This window comes from Erwinia sp. PME.40.26/001, from assembly GCF_055556675.1.
The window spans coordinates 90,980-114,514 of sequence record NZ_JBVHNP010000003.1; the positions used below are offsets into that span (position 1 = coordinate 90,980).

The following is a 23,535-nucleotide window of genomic DNA, read 5'->3' on the forward strand; positions in this document are numbered from 1 at the left end:
CGGCCCTTTTTTATTACCCCCGCTCTGACGCTGCCTGCCCTGTCGTTTAACCCTTTCCGCCGTCGTTATTATCACGGCATGATTGACGCTGGATTTTTCAGCTTACACGTGTACACTGAAATCTGTTTTCGCAACCTATCAGGTCATTATGTTGAACAATACGGGCAGAAGAGTCGTGATCACGGGTATGGGTTTAATCAGCCCACTCGCTAATGGCGTTGAAGCCAGCTGGCAGCGGCTGATTGCCGGTCAGTCCGGCATTCGTCACCTTCCGGAAGAGGCCTATGGCGACACGGCCATTCGCGTTGGTGGGCAGGTTCCTTCTATCGAACAGGACCCGCAGCACGGCTTTGATATTGCTGCGCTTATCCCGGTGAAAGATCAGCGTAAAGCGGACCGATTTATTCATCTGGCGCTGGCAGCGGCCGAAGAGGCCATCACCCAGGCCGGTTTGCATAATCTGTCGGAAACCGCGCGCCTGCGCACCGCCACTATTATTGCCACCGGCATCGGCGGTTTTCATGCCATCAGCAATGCGGTCAAAACCGTGGCAGAGAAAGGCAGCCGTAAGCTTTCGCCATTTACCATACCGTCGTTTATTGCCAATCTCGCATCATCACACGTGGCGATTAAATATGGCTTTAAAGGGATGCTCGGTACGCCGGTTTCCGCCTGCGCGGCCAGCATTCAAAGTATTGGTGACGGTTTCCGAGCCATTCGTTTTGATGATGCGGATATCGCCGTGGTCGGCGGCTGTGAGTCCTGTATCAATCCGGTTTCACTCGGTGGCTTCCAGGCTGCTCGTGCCCTCTCAACGGCTTTTAACGACCATCCTGAGCAGGCTTCACGTCCATTCGACCAGGCGCGTGATGGTTTTGTGATGGGAGAAGGTGCCGGGATGCTGGTACTGGAAGAATTGACTCGTGCCCAGGCGCGTGGCGCTACTATCCTGGGTGAAGTGGTCGGTTACGGCACCACCTCGGATGCCTACCACATTACCTCCGGGCCAGAAGATGGCGAAGGCGCTGCGCGTGCAATGACCATTGCACTCCAGCAGGCAGGGATAACAGGGCGCGATGTGGATTATATCAATGCGCATTCTACTTCAACGCCGGTCGGCGATCTTGCCGAAATCAATGCGCTGCGTCGGGTGCTGGGTGACGGCGCACATACGGCGATTTCTTCGACCAAGTCTGCCACCGGGCATCTGTTAGGCGCGGCCGGAGCCGTCGGCGCGATATTCTCGCTGATGGCCATGCGTGAGCAGATTGCCCCGCCGTCGCTCAATATTGATCGCCTCGACGAGGCCGCAAAGGGGCTAAATATCGTGAAAAATACCGCGCAGCCCGTGACCATCCGCAGTGTACTGGTCAATGGCTTTGGTTTTGGAGGAGTGAACGGCTCGGTTATTTTTAAAGCCTTTACGGCGTAATGACGGACGACAACCTCGCAAGGGGCGGGCCTGAAAGAAGGTCCGCCCCTGCCGATAACCCCATCGTCACACGCGGACAAAGACCGAAGATATGTCACCGCATGAGACGACCTTTTTCCTGTTCCTCCCCGATGCCGCTGGTTTGCCCTTGTCGTCAGGCTTTACGCCGATGATTAATATCTTTAATTAAGCGGTTAACCTCTTTATCAGCAAACATCGCCTCCAGCGTCATACTCAGTTTACGCCGCCAGTTGGGGTACTCATCGGTGGTCCCCGGCACGTTCACCGGATCGGCCATATCCAGCCAGTCCTCCGGCTGCAGCCCCAGCAGCGCACTGTTACTGTCAGCGATAAACCGCTGCAGGCCACGGTTGAGCACCGCCGACATCTCCATCTTATCAGCCTGCTTACCGCAGCGTTTTGGCACACATCCGTAGCGGTGTAGTGCATCCAGCAGCGCCTGCTTTTGCCGGACCCGCTGGTCATACAGCCCGCGGAGTATCACCTTATCCGGATAGAGCCCCAGCGTTTCACCAAGCGTGAGATCGCCGGCGCTCCAGAACCCGCGCAGGGTCGGCAGATCGTGCGTGGTGGCGCTGGCCATCGACTGACGCGGCCAGGCGGAGGGTGACCGGTAACGATCCTCTCCCTCCTGCTCAAAGTAGAGCACCTTCCATGAATAGATGCCGCTGTCGCGCAGCTTGCCGACGATCTCCTCCGGCACCGTCCCCAGATCCTCACCGATCACCATGCACTGATGACGCTGGCTCTCCAGCGCCAGGATCGCCATCAGGTCGTCCACCGGATAATGAACATACGCACCAAAGTTTGCCGTTTCACCGTAGGGGATCCACCACAGACGCAGCAGCGACATGACATGGTCGATGCGGAGCGCACCGCAGCTTGCCATATTGGCGCGCAGCAGGTCGATAAACGGCTGGTAGCCACGTGCCGTCATGATGTGCGGATCCATCGGCGGCAGCCCCCAGTTTTGCCCCTGCGGCCCGAGGATATCCGGTGGCGCACCCACCGAAGCCTGCAGACGGTAAAGCTCACGATCGCACCAGGTGTCTGCTCCCCCTTCGGCCACGCCCACGGCCAGATCCCGATAGAGCCCCACCGCCATCTGATGCGCCTGGCAACACTGCCAGCATTCATCAAACTGACGGTTCGCCAGCCACTGCAGCCACAGCCAGAACCGCACCTCATCATGCTGCTCACGGCAAAACTGCTGCACCGCCTCATTATCCCCGTGCCGGTACGCTTCCGGCCAGGCCGGCCAGCCCCAGCGCGCGGGATCCTCCTTCAGCAGGGCGCAGTGCAGCGCATCATAGGATGCCTGATTCAGCAGGCTTTGCCCCCCTTGTTCAACAAAAGCGGCGAACTGCACCACGCTGTCATCCCCGGCATCCCGTCCCGTAAAGTGCTGCCAGGCATGCCGCAGCCCGTCGATTTTCAGCGCCCCCACGCGGGCATAGTCAACCCGGTCGGCGTCACGTGCAGTCTGGATGGTGGTCTGCGTACTCTTTTTCTGCCACCAGCGCTGAGCGGCAGGGCTGTGCTGAAAATCCGCGACGGCAGCCACATCGATATACATCACATTCAGCCAGCGCCGCGAAGAGGGGCTGTACGGGCTGGCATTTTCAGGTTGCGAAGGGTAAAGCGCATGTATGGGATTCAGCCCGATAAATGCGCCACCGCGTGTGGCAATATCGCTGACCATACGCTTTAAATCACCAAAATCGCCCATGCCCCAGTTATGCGCCGACCGCAGCGTATAGAGCTGCACGCAGGCACCCCACAGTTTGTCGCCGCGCTTGAGCGCCTCAGGTTCATAGCAGCGTTTCGGCGCGATAATGATCCGACAGCACCACTGCTTTTTCCCCTGCGTCAGCAGTAGCTGATGGTAGCCCTCCGGCAGGTTCGCCGGCAGGGTAATACTCTCTCCGGCGGAGACGGTGCCGTTACAGGTTTTGCCCTGCTCGCTGTCAAAGCGCCAGTGATACTCCCCCTTCCCGCCGGTCAGCAGCCGCTGTACGCGCTTCTTCAGCAGCACCTGGCAGGGTGGCAATGGCGTACTGCCTGCCCTGGGGCGTGGGGCCATCGCCGCCAGAAGTTTGTCACGCGTGCCGGGACTGACCGCTTCCGGCTGCCCGCGGGCATTAATATAGCGGGCTGCAATTCCGGCGGCCTCAGCGGCCTGTTCACGCTTTTTCTCGTCCATCACCCCTCCCGAGCCGTTTTGCCTGCCAGATACGCTGCTGATAATCCCGTACGGAACGATCGGCGCTGAACATCCCGGTACGGGCGGTATTCAGGATCGCCGCGGTAGTCCAGGCCTCCTGGTCAAGGTACAGCGCCTCCACCCTCGCCTGTGCTTCGCAGTAGCTGGCAAAATCGGCCAGCACCAGCCACGGATCGCCCCCTTTGCCCAGGCTGTACAGCATCATATCGAAAGCATGTTTATCCCCGCCGCTGAAGAACCCTTTTTCCAGCTCTTTCAGCAGGCTATCCAGATGTTTATCTTTTTTACGTAGCTTGATCGGATCGTAACCGCCGGCTTTCAGTGCCTTAACCTGGTCTGCCGTATGGCCAAAGATGAAGATATTCTCCGGGCCAACCTGTTCAGCGATCTCCACGTTGGCCCCGTCCAGCGTACCGATGGTAAGAGCCCCGTTCAGCGCCAGTTTCATATTCCCGGTGCCGGAGGCCTCATACCCGGCGGTGGAGATCTGCTCTGACAGATCGGCCGCCGGAATGATCAGCTCCGCGGCGGTGATGCGGTAATCAGGAATGAATACCACCTTCAGCCTGTCGCCAATCAGCGGGTCGTGGTTGATCTTCTCTGCCACCTTATTGATGGCATAAATAATATTTTTTGCCAGGTAGTAGCCCGGCGCGGCTTTGGCACCGAAGAGGAACACGCGCGGTACCACGTCCAGCGCGGGGTTATCACGCAGCCGCCGGTACAGAGAGAGGATATGCAGCAGGCCCAGATGCTGGCGCTTGTACTCATGCAGGCGCTTGATCTGCACGTCAAACAGCGCCTCCGGGTTAACCACAATGCCGGTTCGCTGCGCAATATACTCCGCCAGCCGCAGCTTATTGGCGCGCTTAATCTGGCGATACTGTTTACGGAAGGCCTTGTTGCCGGCAAAGGCCTCCAGCCCCTTCAGGGCATCCAGGTTGTTCGCCCACTCCACTTTCAGCCGGTCATCAATCAGCCCGGCGAGGGCAGGATTACACTGCTTCAGCCAGCGGCGCGGCGTGATGCCGTTAGTAACGTTATGGAATTTCTCCGGCCACAGCTGGTGATATTCCGGGAACAGATCTTTTACCACCAGCTCAGAGTGCAGCGCAGCAACGCCGTTGACGGCAAAGCCGCTGACCACGCAAAGGTTCGCCATCCGCACCTGTTTATCATACATCACCGCCAGTTTTGCCCAGACCTGTTCATCCCCCGGCCACTGCTTCTCCACGACTTTTTTAAAGCGGCGGTTGATCTCTTTAATCAGGATGAAATGACGCGGTAGCAGGCTGCGAACCAGGCGCTCGTCCCAGCGCTCCAGCGCTTCAGGCATCAGCGTATGGTTGGTATAGGCGAAAGTCTGGCTGGTGATGGCCCAGGCGTCATCCCAACTGAGCTGATGCTCGTCCAGCAGCACGCGCAGCATTTCAGGGATGGCAATCGTGGGATGGGTGTCGTTGAGCTGGATCACCTCATAATCCGGCAACGTATGGATGCTGTGACCGGCCCGGTGATGGCGGCGCAGAATGTCGGCCACGGAACAGGCGCACTGGAAATACTGCTGCATCAGGCGCAGGCGTTTACCCTCCTGATGATTATCATTCGGATACAGGACCTTCGTCAGCTTCGCAGCATCAATACCCTGTTGTTCAGCCGCCAGGAATTTGCCGTCGTTAAATAAGGTCAGATCAAACGGATGGGCATGGGTGGCCTGCCACAGCCGCAGCGGCTGCACCACACCGTTGCGATAGCCGGTCACCGGCAGGTCCCAGGCTTCGCCGCGCAGGGTAAAGGCCGGGTGCCATGACAGGCGACCCTCTGCGCTTTTTATGACGGTACCACCGATGCCCACGCTGACGTCCAGCGCCGCGTTGTGCCGGAACCAGGGGTAACGATCGCGCTGCCAGTCGTCCGGGGCTTCCGTCTGATGCCCGTCGTCAAAGGACTGCCGAAACAGACCATATTGGTAGTTGAGGCCGTAGCCGGTGGCGGACTGCCCGACGGTGGCCATCGAATCCAGATAGCAGGCTGCCAGCCGTCCCAGCCCGCCGTTGCCCAGCGCCGGATCGGTCTCTTCTTCCAGCAGCGTGCTCAGGTCGCACTGATGCTCAGCCAGCGCCGCTTTGACGTCGTCATACCAGCCCAGATTGAGCAGGTTATTGCCGGTCAGACGGCCAATCAGAAACTCCATGGAAATATAGTTAACGTGGCGCTGTTTCTTCCCCACGCTGGCCACCGGCTGCGCGGCCAGCAGCTCAGCCAGTGCGCCGCTGACGGCCTGCCACCACTGATGGGCCGTCATCTCTGCGGCGCTGGCATAGCCGAGGCGCTGCCACTGACGAGTCAGGGCCGCATCAAAGCGCGCCCGGTTAAATTTCTGTTGCGTCATAGAGTCCCTCTTAAAATGGACGGGCGAAAAGGTGACCAGGCACCTTACAGTTAAGACGCCAAAACGAAAAAAAGCTCACCGCAGAATGCGATGAGCGAAAAAAAAGCAAAAAAAACCAGCTAGAGGGATATAACAAACCGGGCGAGAGGCCCGGATAAAGCGCACGGAGAAGGGGCACAGAACTGACTGCACGCCCGAAAAGGAGAGAATAGAAGCAGAAAAAGAGAGACTGAAATAAGTATGAGTGAATTCGTAAAAGGTGCCAGCAGCGGGCGGCCTTTTTTTAGCCGCCCGCGGTCGCCTTAGCAGAGTTCCAGGTGGACTTCATGCTGTTCGATGGTTTTCATCACGCTCGGAGGAGGCGCTTCGTCGGTAAACAGATAATCGATTAACCCCATATTACCGAGGTTCACCATCGCGTTACGCCCAAACTTTGAATGGTCGGCCACCAGCATCACGCAGCGGGAGTTCTCGATAATCGCCCGTTTGGTACGCACTTCGTGGTAGTCGAAATCCAGCAGAGAACCGTCCATATCGATGCCACTGATCCCCAGAATGCCATAATCAAGGCGAAACTGAGAGATGTAGTCGAGAGTGGCTTCCCCCATAATACCGCCGTCACGGGTGCGCACTTCGCCCCCCGCCAGGATCAGGCGAAAATCTGGCTTCGCCATCAGCAGCACCGCAACATTCAGATTATTGGTCACAATGCGCAGGTTACTGTGGTTCATCAGGGCGTGGGCGACCGCTTCCGGCGTGGTGCCGATATCAATAAACAGAGAGGCCCCGTCGGGGATCTGGCTGGCGACACGCTGCGCGATGCGCGCTTTCTCCGCCGACCACATCATTTTACGATCCTGCCAGGCGGTATTTTCTGAACTGGAAGGCAGCGCTGCACCGCCGTGGTGACGCTGAATTTTGTTCTGCTCGGCCAGATCGTTTAAGTCGCGGCGGATGGTCTGCGGACTGACGTCGAAATGCTCCACCAGCTCTTCGGTACTGACATATCCCTGACGACGCACCAAATCGATGATGGCGTCATGTCGTTGTGTCTGCTTCAAGATCTTCCCCTTTTACCGTTTTATCTGACGCGTATCGACAAAGGCCATCACCAGTCCGACCAGCAGGCCGGTAACGTGGGCCGCATTGGCAATCGACAGGCCGAACCAGCCGAAATAACCGACCAGCAGCCAGAGCACGGCGAAAACCATCAGCCCGCGCTGCAGGAAGATACCGCGTTCCGGCGCACGCTCACCGCATAACCACGAATACCCCATCAGGGCATACACTACACCGGAAAGCCCGCCGAACAGGACGCCGCTGAACTTGGCCTGCATCCAGCCGCTCAGCAGCGAGGAAATCACCATAATGACGAACAGCTTACCGCTACCGAGCCGCTTTTCCAGCGTGCCGCCCAGGAACCAAAACCACATCAGATTAAACAAAATGTGCAGCAATGAAAAATGCAGCAGTGCATGGCTGAACCAGCGCCACAGCTCAAAGTGCTGGTCAGCATCAGGCCAGGAAAGCAGGCTCATCACCGCCCGGTCCCCGAAGACCTGCATCAGGATAAACACCAGAATACAGGCAGCCATCACCAGCAGGGTTAATGGCCCGGCGCGATCGCGCACGTTGGCCATCAGGGAGGTGTGCTGATAGTGGATGCCACTGTCGGTGCTGCCCGACTGCCAGCTTGCGGCCTGGTAGCGGACGTGGTTGGGGTCGCGAATGAACTGGTTAAGTTCGTTTTCGACCACCGTGAGCTGCGTTTCATCATCCAGCCACAGGGTGTAACCATTGTCGTGCTCGACGCGCAACGTCACGCCGCGCGTGGCCATGTAGTCGACAAACGCCTGAGCCGGGCGCAGATGGGTAAAATGGGTGATGCGCATAATTGAAACGGCTTCCTTTCAATCTAACCAGACAAAGCGGGCAGTATACCGTCTTCCCCCTACCGAGAGCAGGGGAAAGCGCGCCAGCTGACCACAAGGTCAGCGTTATAGTGAGTTAACCTGCTGCGGGAAAGCATTACGCCAGGCGTCAAAACCGCCATCAATGCTGTAGGCCTGGGTAAAACCCTGATTCAACAGATACTGCGCGGCCCCCTTGCTGCTGTTGCCGTGATAGCACATCACCAGTACCGGAGTGGTCAGCGCCGCCTGAGCAATAAACGCAGGCAGGGAATCATTGGTCAGATGGAAAGCACCGCTGGCATGAGCCATAGCAAAACTCTGCGGATCGCGAATATCAACCAGCAACGCATTGTCTTCGGCGAGTTTCTGCTGCGCCTGCTCTACGTTAATGCACTCAAATTGTTCCATGGTGGGTTCTCATTAAAAGCCAAATAGTAACCAAATTGGCCCTATTGTAGCCTGAAGCGGGCGCACAATAACCCGGCGGTTAGCAGGGAGATAGCCTTTTTCTTGCAGCAAATATGTTACCTGCATCACGCATAAATGTTTTTATTAGGTTAACGCTGGCATCAATGTTGGTTTACGATTAGTATAATGCTCGAAAACGAACATTATTGAAAGATTCCGAACATCGGAGGAGATGACGTGGAAACCAAAGACCTGATCGTAATCGGCGGCGGTATTAACGGTGCGGGCATTGCGGCTGACGCTGCCGGGCGCGGTCTGTCAGTACTGATGCTGGAGGCGCAAGATCTCGCCTGCGCCACCTCTTCTGCCAGTTCAAAATTAATCCACGGTGGCCTGCGCTATCTGGAACACTACGAATTCCGTCTGGTCAGTGAAGCACTGGCCGAGCGCGAAGTGCTGCTGAAAATGGCCCCACACATCGCGTTCCCTATGCGTTTCCGCCTGCCGCACCGTCCGCATCTGCGTCCGGCGTGGATGATCCGTGTCGGGCTGTTTATGTACGATCACCTGGGTAAGCGTACCAGCCTGCCGGGCAGTAAAGGTTTGCGTTTTGGCTCAGATTCAGTGCTTAAGCCTGAGATCGTGCGCGGTTTCGAATATTCCGACTGCTGGGTAGACGATGCCCGCCTTGTGGTCCTGAACGCGCAGGAAGTGGAAAAACGCGGCGGTGAAGTACGCACCCGCACCCGGGTAACCCGTGCCTGGCGTGAAAACGGGCTGTGGACCGTGGAAGCGGAAGACGTCGACAGCGGTAAAACCTTTACGTGGCAGGCTAAAGGCCTCGTCAATGCCGCCGGCCCGTGGGTGAAACAGCTGTTTGATGACAGCCTGAAGCTGAAGTCGCCTTATGGCATCCGCCTGATCAAAGGCAGCCACATTGTGGTCCCGCGCGTACATACCCAGAAGCAGGCTTATATTCTGCAGAACGAAGACAACCGCATTGTGTTCGTTATTCCGTGGATGGACGAGTTCTCGATTATCGGTACCACCGATGTTGAGTACAAAGGCGATCCGCACAATGTAAAAATTGACGATAACGAAATCGACTATCTGCTGAAGGTGTTTAACGCTCACTTCAGGAAAGATCTGGCCCGTGACGATATTGTCTGGACTTACTCCGGCGTACGTCCGCTGTGCGATGACGAGTCTGATTCTCCGCAGGCCATCACCCGCGACTACACGCTGGACGTACATGATGACGCTGGCCAGGCTCCGCTGCTGTCCGTTTTTGGCGGCAAGCTGACGACCTATCGTAAGCTGGCAGAACATGCGATGGAGAAACTGAGCAAGTACTATCCGAACATCGGTGCAGCCTGGACGAAAAACTGTGTGCTGCCAGGCGGGAGTTTTGCCGGAACGCGTGAAGACTATGCCGCCACGCTGCGTCGCCGCTTCCCGTTCATTACCGAAGAGATGGCCCGCCACTATGCCCGTACCTACGGCAGTAATACGGAAGTGTTGCTGAAAGACGCCACCAGTCTTGACGATCTGGGTGAGCTGTTTGGCCACCACTTCTACGAAGCGGAGCTGCGTTACCTGGTCGACAATGAGTGGGTGCGCGTGACCGACGATGCCATCTGGCGCCGGACGAAAGAAGGGATGTGGCTGAACGACGAACAGCAGGCCCGCATCACGGCATGGCTGGCAGAACACGGTAAAAAACCAGCCTCGCTGTCGCTGGCATCATAAAAAAGGGGCGACCTTAACAGTAGGTCGCCCCCGATAGTGATGCTGAAAAAGGGTCGGCCTCGTTATGCGGTCGACCCTTTTGTCCGTTTATAACCTGATTGGTTTTATTCCCCAGATCTCATCCGCATACTCCTGAATGGTGCGATCCGACGAGAAATACCCCATATTGGCAATGTTGTGCACCGCACAGCGCGTCCACTCATCCTGATTACGATACAGCTTATCCACCTTGTCCTGCGTATCCACATAGCTGCGGTAGTCAGCCAGCAGCTGGTAGTGGTCGCCCAGGCTAACCAGAGAATCAAAGATGTTGCGGTAGCGTCCTGGCTCCTGCGGGCTGAACAGGCCGGTAGCAATTTGCGTCAGCACCTGATGCAGTTCAGCATCTTTTTCGTAAACATCACGCCCGTTATAGCCGTTGTTACGCAACTGCTCCACCTGCGGCGTGGTATTGCCGAAGATAAAGATATTCTCTTCCCCGACGTGCTCCTGCATCTCCACATTGGCCCCGTCCAGCGTACCAATGGTCAGCGCGCCGTTCAGAGCGAACTTCATATTACTGGTACCGGAGGCTTCCGTACCCGCCAGCGAGATCTGTTCAGAGAGATCGGCCGCCGGGATAATGATCTGCGCGAGGCTGACGCCGTAGTTTGGAATAAACACCACTTTCAGCTTGTTCTTCACCTGCGGATCGTTATTGATCACCTGCGCGACATCGTTAATCAAATGAATTATATGCTTCGCCATAAAGTAGGCTGACGCGGCTTTCCCGGCGAAAATATTCACGCGCGGCACCCAGTCGGCGGTCGGGTCGGCTTTGATACGGTTGTAGCGGGTGATCACGTGCAGCACGTTAAGGAGCTGACGTTTGTACTCGTGAATACGCTTAATCTGCACGTCAAACATGGCGCGCGGATCGATGACGATATCCATTTTCTGGCTTACCCATGCCGCGAGGCGCTTTTTATTCACCAGCTTGGCGCTGCTGATCTGCTGAATAAACTCCGGGTAATCAATATGCTGCTCAAGCTCGGCCAGCTGGCTCAGTTCGGTACGCCAGTTACGGCCAATCGCCTCGTCCAGCACGTTGGACAGCGCCGGGTTAGCCAGCGCCAGCCAGCGGCGAGGCGTCACGCCGTTGGTTTTATTGCAGAAACGACCGGGGAACAGTTTGGCGAAATCGGCAAACAACGACTGCACCATCAGATTGGAGTGCAGTTCTGATACGCCGTTGACCTTGTGGCTGACCACGACCGCCAGCCAGGCCATACGAATACGGCGGCCATTGTTCTCATCAATAATCGAGATACGTGACAGCAGCTCCCAGTCATCTGGGTAGTATTCCTGAATGGTTTTCAGGAAGTAGTCGTTGATATCGAAGATGATTTGCAGATGTCGCGGCAGAATTTTGCCGATCATATCTACCGGCCAGGTTTCCAGCGCTTCCTGCATCAGCGTGTGGTTAGTGTAGGAGAACACCTGACAGGTAATTTCAAACGCATCGTCCCAGGTAAACTTGTTCTCGTCGATCAGCACACGCATCAGCTCAGGGATCGCCAGTACCGGGTGCGTATCGTTGAGATGCAGCGCAATTTTATCGGCCAGGTTATCGAAGGTCTGATGCATGGCCCAGTGGCGATGGAGAATATCCTGAACCGTCGCCGACACGAGGAAATATTCCTGGCGCAGGCGCAACTCCCGCCCGGAGTAGGTTGAGTCATCAGGATAGAGTACCCGCGACACGTTTTCGGAGTGGTTTTTATCTTCCACCGCAGCAAAGTAGTCACCCTGGTTAAATTTCCCCAGATTGATCTCATTACTTGCCTGCGCTCCCCACAGCCTCAGCGTGTTGGTGGCATCCGTATCATAGCCCGGAATAATCTGGTCGTAGGCGGTGGCCAGCACCTCTTCGGTTTCTACCCAGCGGGCGCGGCTGCCCTCCTGCTGGATGCGGCCGCCAAAGCGCACCTTATAACGGGTGTTAAAGCGCTGAAACTCCCACGGGTTGCCGTATTCCAGCCAGTAATCCGGTGACTCGGCCTGACGCCCGTCCACGATATTCTGCTTAAACATCCCGTATTCGTAGCGGATCCCGTAACCACGACCGGGCAGGCCGAGCGTGGCGAGTGAATCAAGGAAACAGGCCGCCAGACGACCCAGGCCGCCATTCCCTAACCCCGGGTCGCTCTCCTCTTCAATCAGTTCTTCAAGATCAAACCCCATCTCTTCCAGCGCCGACCGGGCATCGTCGTAGATCCCCATGGCCAGCAGCGCATTCGAAAGGGTGCGGCCCACCAGAAACTCCATCGACAGGTAATAGACCTGGCGCACATCCTGCGACAGCTGGGCCCGGTTGGAGCGCAGCCAGCGCTCGACCATACGGTCACGCACGGCCAGCAGGGTGGCATTCAGCCACTCGTGCTTGTTGGCGATAGACGGATCTTTGCCGATGGTAAACATCAGCTTATAGGCTATCGAATGCTTAAGTGCGTCGACACTGAGCGTCGGTGAGGCATAGGAGAACGGTGCGTTCATATCAATTTCCCATTTTCTGGTTACAACAAACGTTGATAGAGATCGCGGTAGGCCACTGCAGCCACCTGCCAGCTAAAATCCATCCCCATTGCCTGGCGCTGAACATAGCGCCACAACGAAGGACGGGACCAGAGAACAAAAGCACGTCGAATCGCACGCAATAACGACCATGCGTTACTGTCTTCAAAGGCAAAACCACTGGCGATACCGTCCGCCAGGTTTTCCAGCGAGCTGTCATTGACCGTATCGGCCAGCCCCCCCGTTCGCCGCACTAACGGCAGCGTGCCATATTTCAATCCGTAAAGCTGCGTCAGACCGCAGGGTTCGAAGCGGCTCGGCACCATAATCACATCGGCCCCGCCGATAATGCGATGCGAGAACGCTTCGTGATAGCCAATCTGCACCCCCACCTGGCCCGGATACTCTGCTGCCGCCGCAAGGAACCCCTGCTGCAGTTCGGCATCCCCCGCGCCCAGCAGGACCAGCTGACCGCCCTGCTCCAGCAGCCCCGGCAGGGCTTCCAGCACCAGATCCAGCCCCTTCTGCTTGGTTAAACGGCTGACCACGGCAAAGACCGGCGCTTTATCATCCACGTTCAGCCCCATGGTGATCTGCAACTGCCGTTTGTTTTCCAGTTTGGCGTCCAGCACATCACGGTTATAACGCGCATTCAGCAGCAGATCGTGCTCCGGATCCCAGATGGCCGGATCGACACCGTTCAGGATCCCGGTCAACCGTCCCTCCAGCTGGCGCTGTTTCAGCAGATCTTCCATGCCATAGCCAAACTCCGGCAGGGTGATCTCCCGTGCGTAGGTTGGGCTGACAGCAGTGATATGATCGGCATAAAATAGCCCGGCTTTAAGGAAAGAAATCTGACCGTAGAATTCCAGGCCGTGCATGGTGAAGAATGACGATGGGATCTGCAACAGATCCAGGTGCCGGGCGTCAAACAGCCCCTGATACGCCAGGTTATGCACCGTAAACACCGATTTCGCCGGGCGTCCGCGTGCGGCCAGATAGGCACAGGCGAGACCGGCATGCCAGTCGTGCGCATGAACCACGTCGGGCCGCCACCAGTCGTCCAGGCCACAGGCCAGTTCACAGGCTATCCATCCCAGCAGTGCAAAGCGCACATGGTTGTCAGGATAGGCATACTGCGACTCATCGTGATACGGGCTGCCGGGTCGGTTGTACAGACCCGGTGCATCGATCAAGTAAATCCCCACGCCATCAAATTGACCAAAATGTAACTCGACATCGCCGGCAAACGTTTGCAGCTTCGCCACCACCTGAATATCGGTGATGCCTTTGGTCAGAGCCGGAAAGCCGGGTAACAGCACCCGGGTATCCGTCCCATCTGCAATTTGCGCCGCCGGTAATGCCCCAATAACATCAGCAAGTCCGCCGGTTTTCAGCAGCGGGAAAATTTCTGAACAGACGTGTAGCACCTGCATTATCGGCTCCTTTTCATATACCCTGAGCAACTCAAACTGCATCAGTTTTAGCTGCATCGCTCGGGTACAGTCATATTGACGTGTTATTGCGTCTGATTAACGCCAGCCAAGCTTCGCCAGCATTGTCCTTGTGACAAGAACGATCCCTTCTTCCGATCGGTGGAAGCGCCGGGCATCGTCATCCGGGTTTTCACCAATTACCGTTCCTTCTGGCAGTACGCAGGCACGATCTATCACACAACGTCTCAGGCGGCAGGAACGGCCCACCTCAACGTCTGGCAGTAAAACCGATGACTCAATATTGCAGAAGGAGTTAATTCGAACCCGGGAGAACAGCACCGAGTTCACCACCACGGAACCAGAGATAATGCAGCCCCCTGAAACCAGTGAATTCATTGTCATACCGTGGCTGCCCGAGCGATCCTGCACAAACTTGGCAGGGGGCAGCGGTTCCATATGGGTGCGGATAGGCCAGGTACTGTCATACATATCCAGTTCTGGCATCACCGAGGCGAGATCCAGGTTGGCTTTCCAGTATGCTTCCAGCGTACCGACATCGCGCCAGTAGGGTTCTGCGGTCTCATCATGCTGAACGCAGGAGAGGCTGAACGAGTGGGCCAGCGCTTCGCCACTGGCCACGATTTTGGGCAGCAGGTCTTTGCCAAAGTCATGGCTGGATTGCGGCAGCTCCTGATCCTCTTCCAGCAGGCCAAAAAGATATTCGGCATCAAAAACATAGATGCCCATACTGGCTAACGCCCGGCGGCTGTCCCCCGGCATTGCCGGCGGGTTCTCCGGTTTCTCCAGGAACTCCACCACTTTGTTATCTTCATCCACCTTCATCACGCCAAACGCGCTGGCCTCCTCCAGGGGGACCGGCAGACAGGCGATGGTGCAGCGCGCCCCGTTTTCTACGTGATCAATCAGCATGCGCGAGTAGTCCATCTTGTAGATGTGATCCCCGGCCAGAATGACGATGTACTGCGCCCGATAGCGGCGAATAATATCCAGGTTCTGAGTGACGGCATCCGCGGTGCCGCGATACCAGTGGTCAGTAGAGAGACGCTGCTGGGCAGGCAGCAGATCGACAAACTCATTCATCTCTTCGTTGAGGAAGGACCAGCCGCGCTGAATATGCTGCACCAGCGTATGCGACTGATACTGCGTGATGACCGCAATCCGCCGGATACCGGAATTCAGACAGTTCGACAGCGCAAAGTCGATAATACGAAACTTACCGCCAAAGTGGACGGCAGGTTTGGCGCGCTTGGCGGTGAGATCCTTCAGACGCGTACCGCGGCCACCCGCGAGGATCAGCGCCACCGTTTGTGTCGGTAATTGCCTTGCCAGCATTACAGGGTCGTTCTTATCTAATTTGGCCATGTCTGATTCCTATTATGATTGTTCGTGGAACACACACACTCCGTGTGCGGCCCCATGCCAGACAGTTGACAGGATCGGGTTATCATCCCCGGCGAAGGGGGGTATGGCGTGCCATTGCCCTTCAGGTAACACCAGGTCATACACGTCTTCGGTGGCGTTGATCGTTAACAACCAGTGCTGTGACAGCCTGATCTGCATACGATGTATCCCCTGCTCCCACTGCGCAGTCGTCAGCGGCTGTCCCTGGTCGTTCAGCCACTCAACATTGCCATCTCCCTCCTGCCACCAGCGATCGCTCTGCAGTGCCGGGATCCGGCGGCGCAGGTGGATCAGGGTGGCGGTGAAGGCAAACAGCCCGCGATCGTGCTGCTGCCAGTCGAACCACGTCAGCGGGTTATCCTGGCAGTACGCATTATTGTTCCCGTGCTGGCTGTGCCCGTGCTCGTCCCCGGCCAGCAACATCGGCGTGCCCTGCGCCAGCAGCAGCGTGGTCAGCAGGGCATGGACGCTGCGGCGGCGGTGTTCCACCACCAGCAGCGGCGCATTCAGTCCTTCAACGCCGTGGTTATGGCTGAAGTTATTGCTGCTGCCGTCACGGTTATCTTCGCCGTTGGCCTCATTGTGTTTACGTTCAAAACTCACCACATCGCGCAGCGTAAAGCCGTCGTGAGCGGTTACTAAATTGATGCTGGCGGACGGGCGACGACCGTTGCGGTCAAACACATCGGCCGACCCGGCAAAACGGCGTGCAAAATCACCGTTGGTCATCTCACCGTGCAGCCAGTAGCGCCGCGCAGTGTCGCGGAAATGGTCATTCCATTCCGCAAAGGGAGGCGGAAAGTTGCCAACCTGATAGCCGCCGGGGCCGATATCCCAGGGTTCGGCAATCAGCTTGCAGCCCGACAGCAGCGGATCGGCGGCAATGGCCTGGAACAACGGCGCGTTCTGCTGATAGTCCGGTGTACGCCCCAGCACGGTGGCCAGGTCAAAGCGAAAACCATCAACATGGCACTCCTCGACCCAGTAACGCAGGCAGTCCAGCATCCACCCCATGACCTGCGGATGGCTGAGATTCTGCGTGTTGCCACAGCCCGTCCAGTTCTGATAGTCACCCTGGCCGTCCAGCCAGTAGTAACTCTGGTTGTCGATACCACGCATTGACAGCGTGGGACCGCTCTCTTCCAGCTCGGCCGTGTGGTTGAACACCACGTCAAGGATCACCTCAATCCCGGCCTGATGCAGCGCTTTTACCGCCTGCTGAAACTCCTGACGCGGATTGTCTTCACAGGAAGCATAGCGTGCCTCCAGCGCATAACAGGCCAGCGGGTTATATCCCCAGTAGTTACTCAGGCCCATTCTGAGCAGCCGGGGTTCGCTGGCGAAGCAGGCGACGGGCAACAGTTCCAGGCTGGTGATCCCCAGACGCTGGAAGTAGTCGATCATCACCGGATGGCCGAGTGCCGCATAGGTGCCGCGCAGGGCTTCCGGGATGTCCGGATGCTGTTTTGTCAGGCCGCGCACGTGGGCCTCATAAATGACGGTACTGCCCCAGGGCACGCGGGGGGCAACATCGTTGCCCCAGTCAAAATCACCGGCCCGTACCACGCCCTTTGGTGCGAGGGGCCCGCTGTCAGTCGCGTCAGGCTGCTCCTCCCCGCACTGGAAGCACGGGTCGTCGCTCACTTCTCCCACCACATCCTGTGCACAGGGGTCGAGCAGCAGTTTGGCCGGATTAAAGCGCTGGCCCTGCTGCGGCCGCCAGGGGCCGTGGACGCGGTAGCCGTAACGCTGCCCCGGTTTACAGGCGGGAAGATAGCCGTGCCAGATATCACCGCTTCGTGCCGGAAGGTCCACGCGTGTTTCCACGCCGCTGGCATCAAACAGGCACAGCTCGACACGTTCCGCATGCTGGGAGAACAGCGTAAAATTCACGCCTTTGCCGTCGTAGCTGGCACCGCGTGGTGCCGGTTGCCCCTCCCGTAACGGTGTCATTCCGCCTCCCGCACCAGCCACAGCGTAGACAGGGCGGGCAGCGTCAGACTCAGAGAGTGGCTGCGGTTATGGCTGCCCCAGTCATCGGTACTGACCGTCCCGAGGTTGCCGTTGTTACCGCCGTGATAGTGACCCGAATCCGTGTTCAGCACTTCGCGCCAGCGTCCGGCACCGGACACGCCAAAGCGATAGTCATAGCGCGGCACCGGCGTAAAGTTACTGGCGACGATCAGCTCGTTACCGTCGCGGTCACGGCGGACAAAGACAAACACGGAGTTATCAAAATCATCCACGACCAGCCACTCAAACCCTGCCGGGTCGAAGTCCTGCTGGTAGAGCGGCGTATGCGCCCGGTAAGTGTGGTTCAGATCCCGCACCAGGCGCTGTACGCCGTTGTGCCAGTTGTCCTCCCCTTCCAGCAGATGCCAGTCGAGGCTGGTATCGTGGTTCCACTCTTTGCCCTGAGCGAATTCATTCCCCATAAACAGCAGCTTCTTACCGGGGAAACCAAACATCCAGCCGTAGTAAGCACGCAGGTTGGCAAACTTCTGCCAGGCATCCCCCGGCATCCGGTCAAGAATCGAACGTTTTCCGTGTACGACTTCATCGTGCGACAGCGGCAGGACGAAGTTTTCGGTGTAGTTGTAAAGCATGCCGAAGGTCATCAGATTGTGGTGATGACGGCGGTGAATCGGATCAAGCTTCATATAGTCGAGCGTGTCGTGCATCCAGCCGAGGTTCCATTTGAACCAGAAGCCCAGCCCGCCCATTTCCGGCGGCCGCGACACGCCATCAAAGTCAGTCGACTCTTCGGCCACGGTGATGGAGCCCGGGGCCGCATGGCCGAGGGTTCGGTTGGTGTAACGCAGGAAGGCGATCGCCTCCAGGTTCTCGCGCCCCCCCAGGTGATTAGGCACCCACTCGCCTTCGGCGCGGCTGTAGTCACGGTAAATCATCGAGGCAACCGCATCCACCCGCAGCCCGTCAATGCCAAAACGCTCGATCCAGTACAGCGCATTGCCGGCGAGATAGTTACTCACCTCACGACGGCCAAAGTTATAAATCAGCGTGTTCCAGTCCTGATGGAAGCCCTCGCGCGGATCCCCATGTTCGTACAGCTCCGTGCCGTCAAACTTCGCCAGACCAAAGTCATCGGAAGGGAAATGACCGGGAACCCAGTCCAGCAGCACATTAAGCCCGGCATTATGGGCAGCGGTGATAAAGGCGCGGAAATCATCACGGGTGCCGAAACGCCGCGTCGGGGCGTACATCCCCAGTGGCTGGTAGCCCCAGCTGCCGTCAAAGGGGTGCTCATTGATCGGCAGCAGCTCCAGATGGGTAAAGCCCATCTCTTTGGCGTAAGGCACCAGCTGCTCTGCCAGCTCTTTATAACTCAGCCAGAAGTGGTTATCGGTATGACGCCGCCAGGACCCGAGGTGAACCTCATAAATGGAAATCGGTGCATCAAAGCCATTGGCACGCTGGCGCTCCGGTGACAGGGTGGTTTTTTCCGGGATACCGCAAATCATTGATGCCGTCTGCGGACGCATCTGCGCCTCAAAGGCGTAAGGGTCAGCTTTTAATCTCAGCTGACCGTCTTTATCGATAATTTCAAATTTATACAGCTGACCGGGGCGGGCAGCCGGGATAAACAGCTCCCATACGCCCATTTCACGACGCAGGCGCATGGGATGCCGGCGGCCATCCCAGTAGTTAAATTCCCCGACCACGGACACGCGCTGCGCGTTGGGTGCCCAGACGGCAAAGCGCGTACCAATGACGCCGTCAATCACATCCGCATGGGCCCCCATGGTCTCATAGGGGCGCAGGTGGGTGCCCTCAGCCAGCAGCCAGCTGTCCATCTCCGGCAACAGCGGGCCAAAGCGGTATGCATCATCGATGAGATTCTGCTGCCCGTGCCAGGTAACAGCCAGCTGATAGCGAAACGGGTTCTTACGCTTCGGCATTACCCCATGGAAAAAGCCCCGGGAGTCCAGAGACTCCAGCTGCACACACTTGTTTCCGGTGCTGGTTTCGATCACCCAGACTTCGCTGGCGTCAGGTAACAGAGCACGCACCTCAAGACCTTTCGCGGTCTTGTGCATACCCAGGAGTGAAAAGGGGTCAGCAAAGTGACCCGAGACTAACGCGTTAATTGCATGACGATCCATAAGCTCTGACATGACTTTCTTCCCGTGATGAGTGGCAGGCGACTGGCGGTCTCCATTGAACGGTCATGGCCAGTGCGCTGCTCTTCATTGAGCTCAACGCACGCTGACCGGCAGGAAACCCTCCACTGGAAAAAAACCACCGCAGCGTGCAAGAAATAACGTATCGAAAACTAAAAATAACGTATCGAAAACTCAAAATGTTTTAGGGACAGTTACGTTTTAAGCATAGCCAGGGGAAAACAATAGCCATGGGCGAAAGCGTAAATATATTTCGTTTAGATCAAAGTTTGCTGCTGTAAAGGCATGAGGCAGGAGCATCAGAACCTTCTTAGGCCCGCTCGCAGCCAGGCCGCAGGGGGTAAAGAGGGGCTGAAATCTGGCGGGAAGGATCGCCAGTCAATAAAAAGGCAGGTACGGGTAATAATCGTGAAAAACAGTGATGCACACTGAAACAGGCTGACATGTCCCCCGCCGCTGGCGGGGGAACAGGAGGGAATTACCCTACCAGCAGGCGCAACATCCGGCGCAGCGGCTCTGCCGCGCCCCACAGTAGCTGGTCGCCCACGGTAAAGGCCGAAAGATAGTCCGGCCCCATATTCAGCTTGCGCAGACGCCCGACCGGGGTTTTCAGCGTGCCGGTGACGGCGGCCGGTGTCAGTTCACGCATGGAAATCTCGCGGTCGTTTGGCACCACGCTAACCCATTCGTTGTGCGCGGCCAGCAGTTGCTCAATGTCGGACAGCGGCACGTCTTTTTTCAGTTTCAGAGTGAAAGCCTGGCTGTGGCAGCGCAGCGCTCCGACGCGAACGCAGAGACCATCAACCGGGATCACGCTTGGGGTGCGCAGGATCTTGTTGGTTTCGGCCTGGCCTTTCCACTCTTCGCGCGTCTGGCCATTATCTAACTGCTTGTCGATCCACGGGATCAGACTTCCCGCCAGCGGGACGCCAAAGTTATCGGTTGGCAGCACGCCAGTGCGACTCAACTCCGTCACTTTTCGCTCGATGTCGAGGATGGCCGAAGCCGGATTCTGCAACTCTTTTGCCACGTGGTTATGCAGCATGCCCATCTGGGTCAACAGTTCACGCATATGACGTGCGCCGCCGCCGGAAGCCGCCTGGTACGTTGCTACCGACGCCCACTCCACCAGGTTGTTTTCAAACAGACCGCCCAGCGACATCAGCATCAGACTGACGGTACAGTTGCCGCCCACAAAGGTTTTGATGCCGTTGTTCAGACCATCATGGATCACCTTGTGGTTTACCGGGTCGAGGATGATGATGGCGTCATCTTTCATACGCAGGGTTGATGCGGCATCAATCCAGTACCCGTTCCAGCCCGCCGCACGCAGCTTAGGATAAATATCGCTGGTGTAGTCCCCGCCCTGGCAGGTAATGATAATATCCAGCGCTTTCAGCGCGTCGATATCAAAGGCATCCTGCAGCGTGCCAGCAGACTGGCCCGCGAAGGCCGGGGCCGCCTGACCGTGCTGAGATGTTGAGAAGAATACCGGACGGATCACATCAAAATCGCGCTCTTCACTCATGCGTTGCATCAGTACAGAGCCCACCATCCCACGCCAACCTACTAATCCAACCGTCTTCATCTTTACCTTTATCCCGGCTCCCCGTACCGGCCATTTTCACCCCCGGCAGTGCCCGTCATCCTCACGCACGTCTGTACGCTCCGGCTACGGTATGCTGGCGGTAAGCAAACTGGCTACGACAGTGACGCCTGACCTGTTAGAGTTAAAACCATATGATTGCTAAACCTTACAAGGTGCAGCAAAAGTGGCAAGTGAATTAAATCGATTAGATGGTTTTTTTTAGCAGCGCTGCTTATAACGTAGCGACATTGATTAATAACGAGAACAACAACGATGACTGAAATGATCTCCGCGACGATATTATTGTTGCTGATTATGGATCCGCTGGGCAATTTGCCGATTTTTATGTCGGTTTTAAAACATCTGGAGCCGAAACGTCGTCGGGTGGTGCTGATGCGCGAAATGTTGATCGCGCTGTTCATCATGCTGCTGTTTCTGTTCGCCGGGGAAAAAATTCTCGCCTTCCTCAATCTGCGAACGGAAACCGTGTCGATCTCCGGCGGCATTATCCTGTTCCTGATCGCCATTAAGATGATTTTCCCTTCACAGGAGAGCAGCAGTACCGGGTTGTCTGCGGGAGAAGAACCCTTCCTGGTACCGCTGGCGATCCCGCTGGTCGCCGGGCCCTCTCTGCTCGCCACGCTGATGCTGCTGTCACACCAGTATCCACACAATATGAGTCATCTGGTCGGTGCGCTGCTGATCGCCTGGGGACTGACTGTAGTGATCCTGCTGCTGTCGGGGCTGTTCTTAAGACTGCTGGGTGATAAAGGGGTCAGTGCGCTGGAACGGCTGATGGGGCTGATTCTGATTATGCTGGCGACGCAGATGTTTCTGGATGGGATACGGACGTATTTGAAACTCTGAGGGTAGCGGGCGGACCGAAAAAAGAAGGTCCGCCCGCGCTATCAATTACGATAATAACTCGAAGGCAATCATCCCGATAATCGCGCCGACGGTGCCGAGGATCGTTTCCATCAGCGTCCATGTCTTCAGCGTCTGTGCTTCGGTTGCCCCGGTAAAACGGCCAAACAGCCAGAAACCAGCGTCGTTAACGTGGCTGCAGATAATGGAGCCCCCGGCGATGCAAATCGACAGCGCAGCCATCTGTGCGCCGGAATAGTGCAGCGGCTCAATCACCGGCATAATCAGCCCGACGGCGGTCAGACAGGCGACCGTGGCCGAGCCCTGAATAATACGCACCGCCCCCGCCAGCACGAAGCAGGCCAGCGCCACCGGCAGACCGGCTCCGGTTAAGGCATTGCCCAGCGCCGGGCCAACGCCCGAATCCACCAGCACCTGTTTAAACACGCCTCCGGCACCAATCACCAACAGAATAATCCCCGCTGGCTGGAGCGCCGCGCCGCAGATCTCCATGACGCGCTCTTTATCCATACCCTGACGGTATGCCAGACCATAAATAGCGACCAGGCAGGCCAGCAGGATCGCGGTAAACGGATGGCCGATAAACTCCAGCCACTCGTACAGCGTCGAGCCCGGTGCGGTAAATCGCGCCCCGATGGTTTTCAGGCCGACCAGCAGCAGCGGGAAGAGGATCAACGACAGGCTGAAACCAAAGGAGGGTAGCTTGCTCTCATCGAATTCGGGATGATCACCCTCTGCCGGAACGCCAAAGGTTACGTGCTGGCTGATAAAACGGCCGAACAGCGGCCCGGCAATCAGCATGCCCGGGATCGCCGCACACAGCCCCAGCAGGATCATCCAGCCAAAATCAGCATGCATCTGCGACGCCAGCAGCATCGGTGCCGGCCCCGGCAGCAGAAAGGCCGCCGCTGCCGCAACGCCGGCAAACAGCGGGATCACCAGTTTCACCAGGTTATCGCCGGTGCGCCGCGCCACCGCAAAAGCAATGCTGATCAGCAGCACCACTGCCACTTCGAAAAACAGCGGCAGCGCACAAATCAGCCCGGCGATCCCCATCGCATAATGCGCGCGGCTTTCGCCAAAGGTTTTCAGCATGCGGATGGCAATCTGGTCGACCGCCCCGGTTTCATGCAGGATCTTGCCGAACATCGCGCCCAGCGCCACCACAATCGCAAGGAATCCGAGCGTACCGCCCATGCCCTTTTCCATCGTTGTGGCAATTTTATCCAGCGGCATCCCGGAGAACAGGCCGGCACCGATAGAGACTAACATCAGCGCCACAAAGGCGTGCATCCTTGCCTTCATCACTAAAAAAAGCAGCAGCAGAACCGATCCGGCTGCTGTTAACACCAGTGTTGCAGTACTCATAA

The 23,535-nt window shown here is 57.3% G+C and carries 15 protein-coding genes; 3 read left to right on the forward strand and 12 right to left on the reverse strand.

Annotated elements, in window-relative coordinates; genetic code table 11:
• Positions 1-148: 148 nt before the first annotated feature.
• Complete coding sequence (gene fabF / locus ACZ3HG_RS10970; RefSeq protein WP_191934562.1) at positions 149-1,432, forward strand: beta-ketoacyl-ACP synthase II; 1,284 nt, start codon at positions 149-151, stop codon at positions 1,430-1,432.
• Between the two features lie 154 nt (positions 1,433-1,586).
• On the opposite strand, the gene malQ is transcribed toward fabF, so the two are convergent.
• The 5 genes from malQ to glpE all read right to left on the reverse strand — a co-directional run bounded on the left by malQ (position 1,587) and on the right by glpE (position 8,390).
• Positions 1,587-3,656 (reverse strand): 4-alpha-glucanotransferase, encoded by a 2,070-nt coding sequence (gene malQ / locus ACZ3HG_RS10975; protein ID WP_465332822.1) that lies wholly within the window; start codon positions 3,654-3,656, stop codon positions 1,587-1,589.
• A complete protein-coding gene (gene malP / locus ACZ3HG_RS10980) occupies positions 3,637-6,069 on the reverse strand; it encodes a maltodextrin phosphorylase (RefSeq protein WP_191934560.1) in 2,433 nt (810 codons plus the stop codon). The genes malQ and malP overlap by 20 nt, the downstream gene beginning before the upstream one ends.
• A gap of 302 nt (positions 6,070-6,371) precedes the next feature.
• Positions 6,372-7,130, reverse strand: coding sequence for a DeoR/GlpR family transcriptional regulator (locus ACZ3HG_RS10985; protein WP_062747653.1), 759 nt, complete (start codon positions 7,128-7,130; stop codon positions 6,372-6,374).
• Between the two features lie 12 nt (positions 7,131-7,142).
• Positions 7,143-7,961 carry a rhomboid family intramembrane serine protease GlpG gene (gene glpG, locus ACZ3HG_RS10990; protein ID WP_191934559.1) on the reverse strand — a complete coding sequence of 273 codons (819 nt, stop codon included), beginning with the start codon at positions 7,959-7,961 and terminating at the stop codon, positions 7,143-7,145.
• Between the two features lie 105 nt (positions 7,962-8,066).
• Positions 8,067-8,390, reverse strand: a complete 324-nt coding sequence (gene glpE, locus ACZ3HG_RS10995) for a thiosulfate sulfurtransferase GlpE (RefSeq protein WP_191934558.1) — start codon at positions 8,388-8,390, stop codon at positions 8,067-8,069.
• 237 nt (positions 8,391-8,627) lie between these two features.
• Here glpE and glpD point away from each other — a divergent pair, with 237 nt between their 5' ends.
• Positions 8,628-10,139, forward strand: a complete 1,512-nt coding sequence (glpD, locus tag ACZ3HG_RS11000) for a glycerol-3-phosphate dehydrogenase (RefSeq protein WP_191934557.1) — start codon at positions 8,628-8,630, stop codon at positions 10,137-10,139.
• Between the two features lie 87 nt (positions 10,140-10,226).
• Here glpD and glgP read toward each other — a convergent pair whose 3' ends face one another.
• The 6 genes from glgP to asd all read right to left on the reverse strand — a co-directional run bounded on the left by glgP (position 10,227) and on the right by asd (position 21,280).
• Complete coding sequence (glgP, locus tag ACZ3HG_RS11005) at positions 10,227-12,674, reverse strand: glycogen phosphorylase (protein WP_191934556.1); 2,448 nt, start codon at positions 12,672-12,674, stop codon at positions 10,227-10,229.
• A gap of 20 nt (positions 12,675-12,694) precedes the next feature.
• A complete protein-coding gene (gene glgA / locus ACZ3HG_RS11010; protein WP_191934555.1) occupies positions 12,695-14,128 on the reverse strand; it encodes a glycogen synthase GlgA in 1,434 nt (477 codons plus the stop codon).
• Between the two features lie 96 nt (positions 14,129-14,224).
• Positions 14,225-15,511 carry a glucose-1-phosphate adenylyltransferase gene (glgC, locus tag ACZ3HG_RS11015; protein ID WP_191934554.1) on the reverse strand — a complete coding sequence of 429 codons (1,287 nt, stop codon included), beginning with the start codon at positions 15,509-15,511 and terminating at the stop codon, positions 14,225-14,227.
• A 12-nt stretch (positions 15,512-15,523) separates the two neighbouring features.
• Entirely contained in the window at positions 15,524-17,503 is a 1,980-nt protein-coding gene (gene glgX / locus ACZ3HG_RS11020) for a glycogen debranching protein GlgX (protein ID WP_465332823.1), read from the reverse strand.
• Entirely contained in the window at positions 17,500-19,686 is a 2,187-nt protein-coding gene (glgB, locus tag ACZ3HG_RS11025; RefSeq protein WP_191934552.1) for a 1,4-alpha-glucan branching enzyme, read from the reverse strand. The genes glgX and glgB overlap by 4 nt, the downstream gene beginning before the upstream one ends.
• Before the next feature lie 484 nt (positions 19,687-20,170).
• On the reverse strand, positions 20,171-21,280 hold the full coding sequence (gene asd, locus ACZ3HG_RS11030; protein WP_191934551.1) for an aspartate-semialdehyde dehydrogenase: 1,110 nt from the start codon (positions 21,278-21,280) through the stop codon (positions 20,171-20,173).
• A gap of 273 nt (positions 21,281-21,553) precedes the next feature.
• Between asd and ACZ3HG_RS11035 the strand changes: the two genes are divergently transcribed.
• Positions 21,554-22,147, forward strand: coding sequence for a YhgN family NAAT transporter (locus ACZ3HG_RS11035; protein ID WP_191934550.1), 594 nt, complete (start codon positions 21,554-21,556; stop codon positions 22,145-22,147).
• A 45-nt stretch (positions 22,148-22,192) separates the two neighbouring features.
• Here ACZ3HG_RS11035 and gntU read toward each other — a convergent pair whose 3' ends face one another.
• Positions 22,193-23,533, reverse strand: coding sequence for a gluconate transporter (gene gntU / locus ACZ3HG_RS11040; RefSeq protein WP_062747675.1), 1,341 nt, complete (start codon positions 23,531-23,533; stop codon positions 22,193-22,195).
• Positions 23,534-23,535 lie beyond the last annotated feature (2 nt).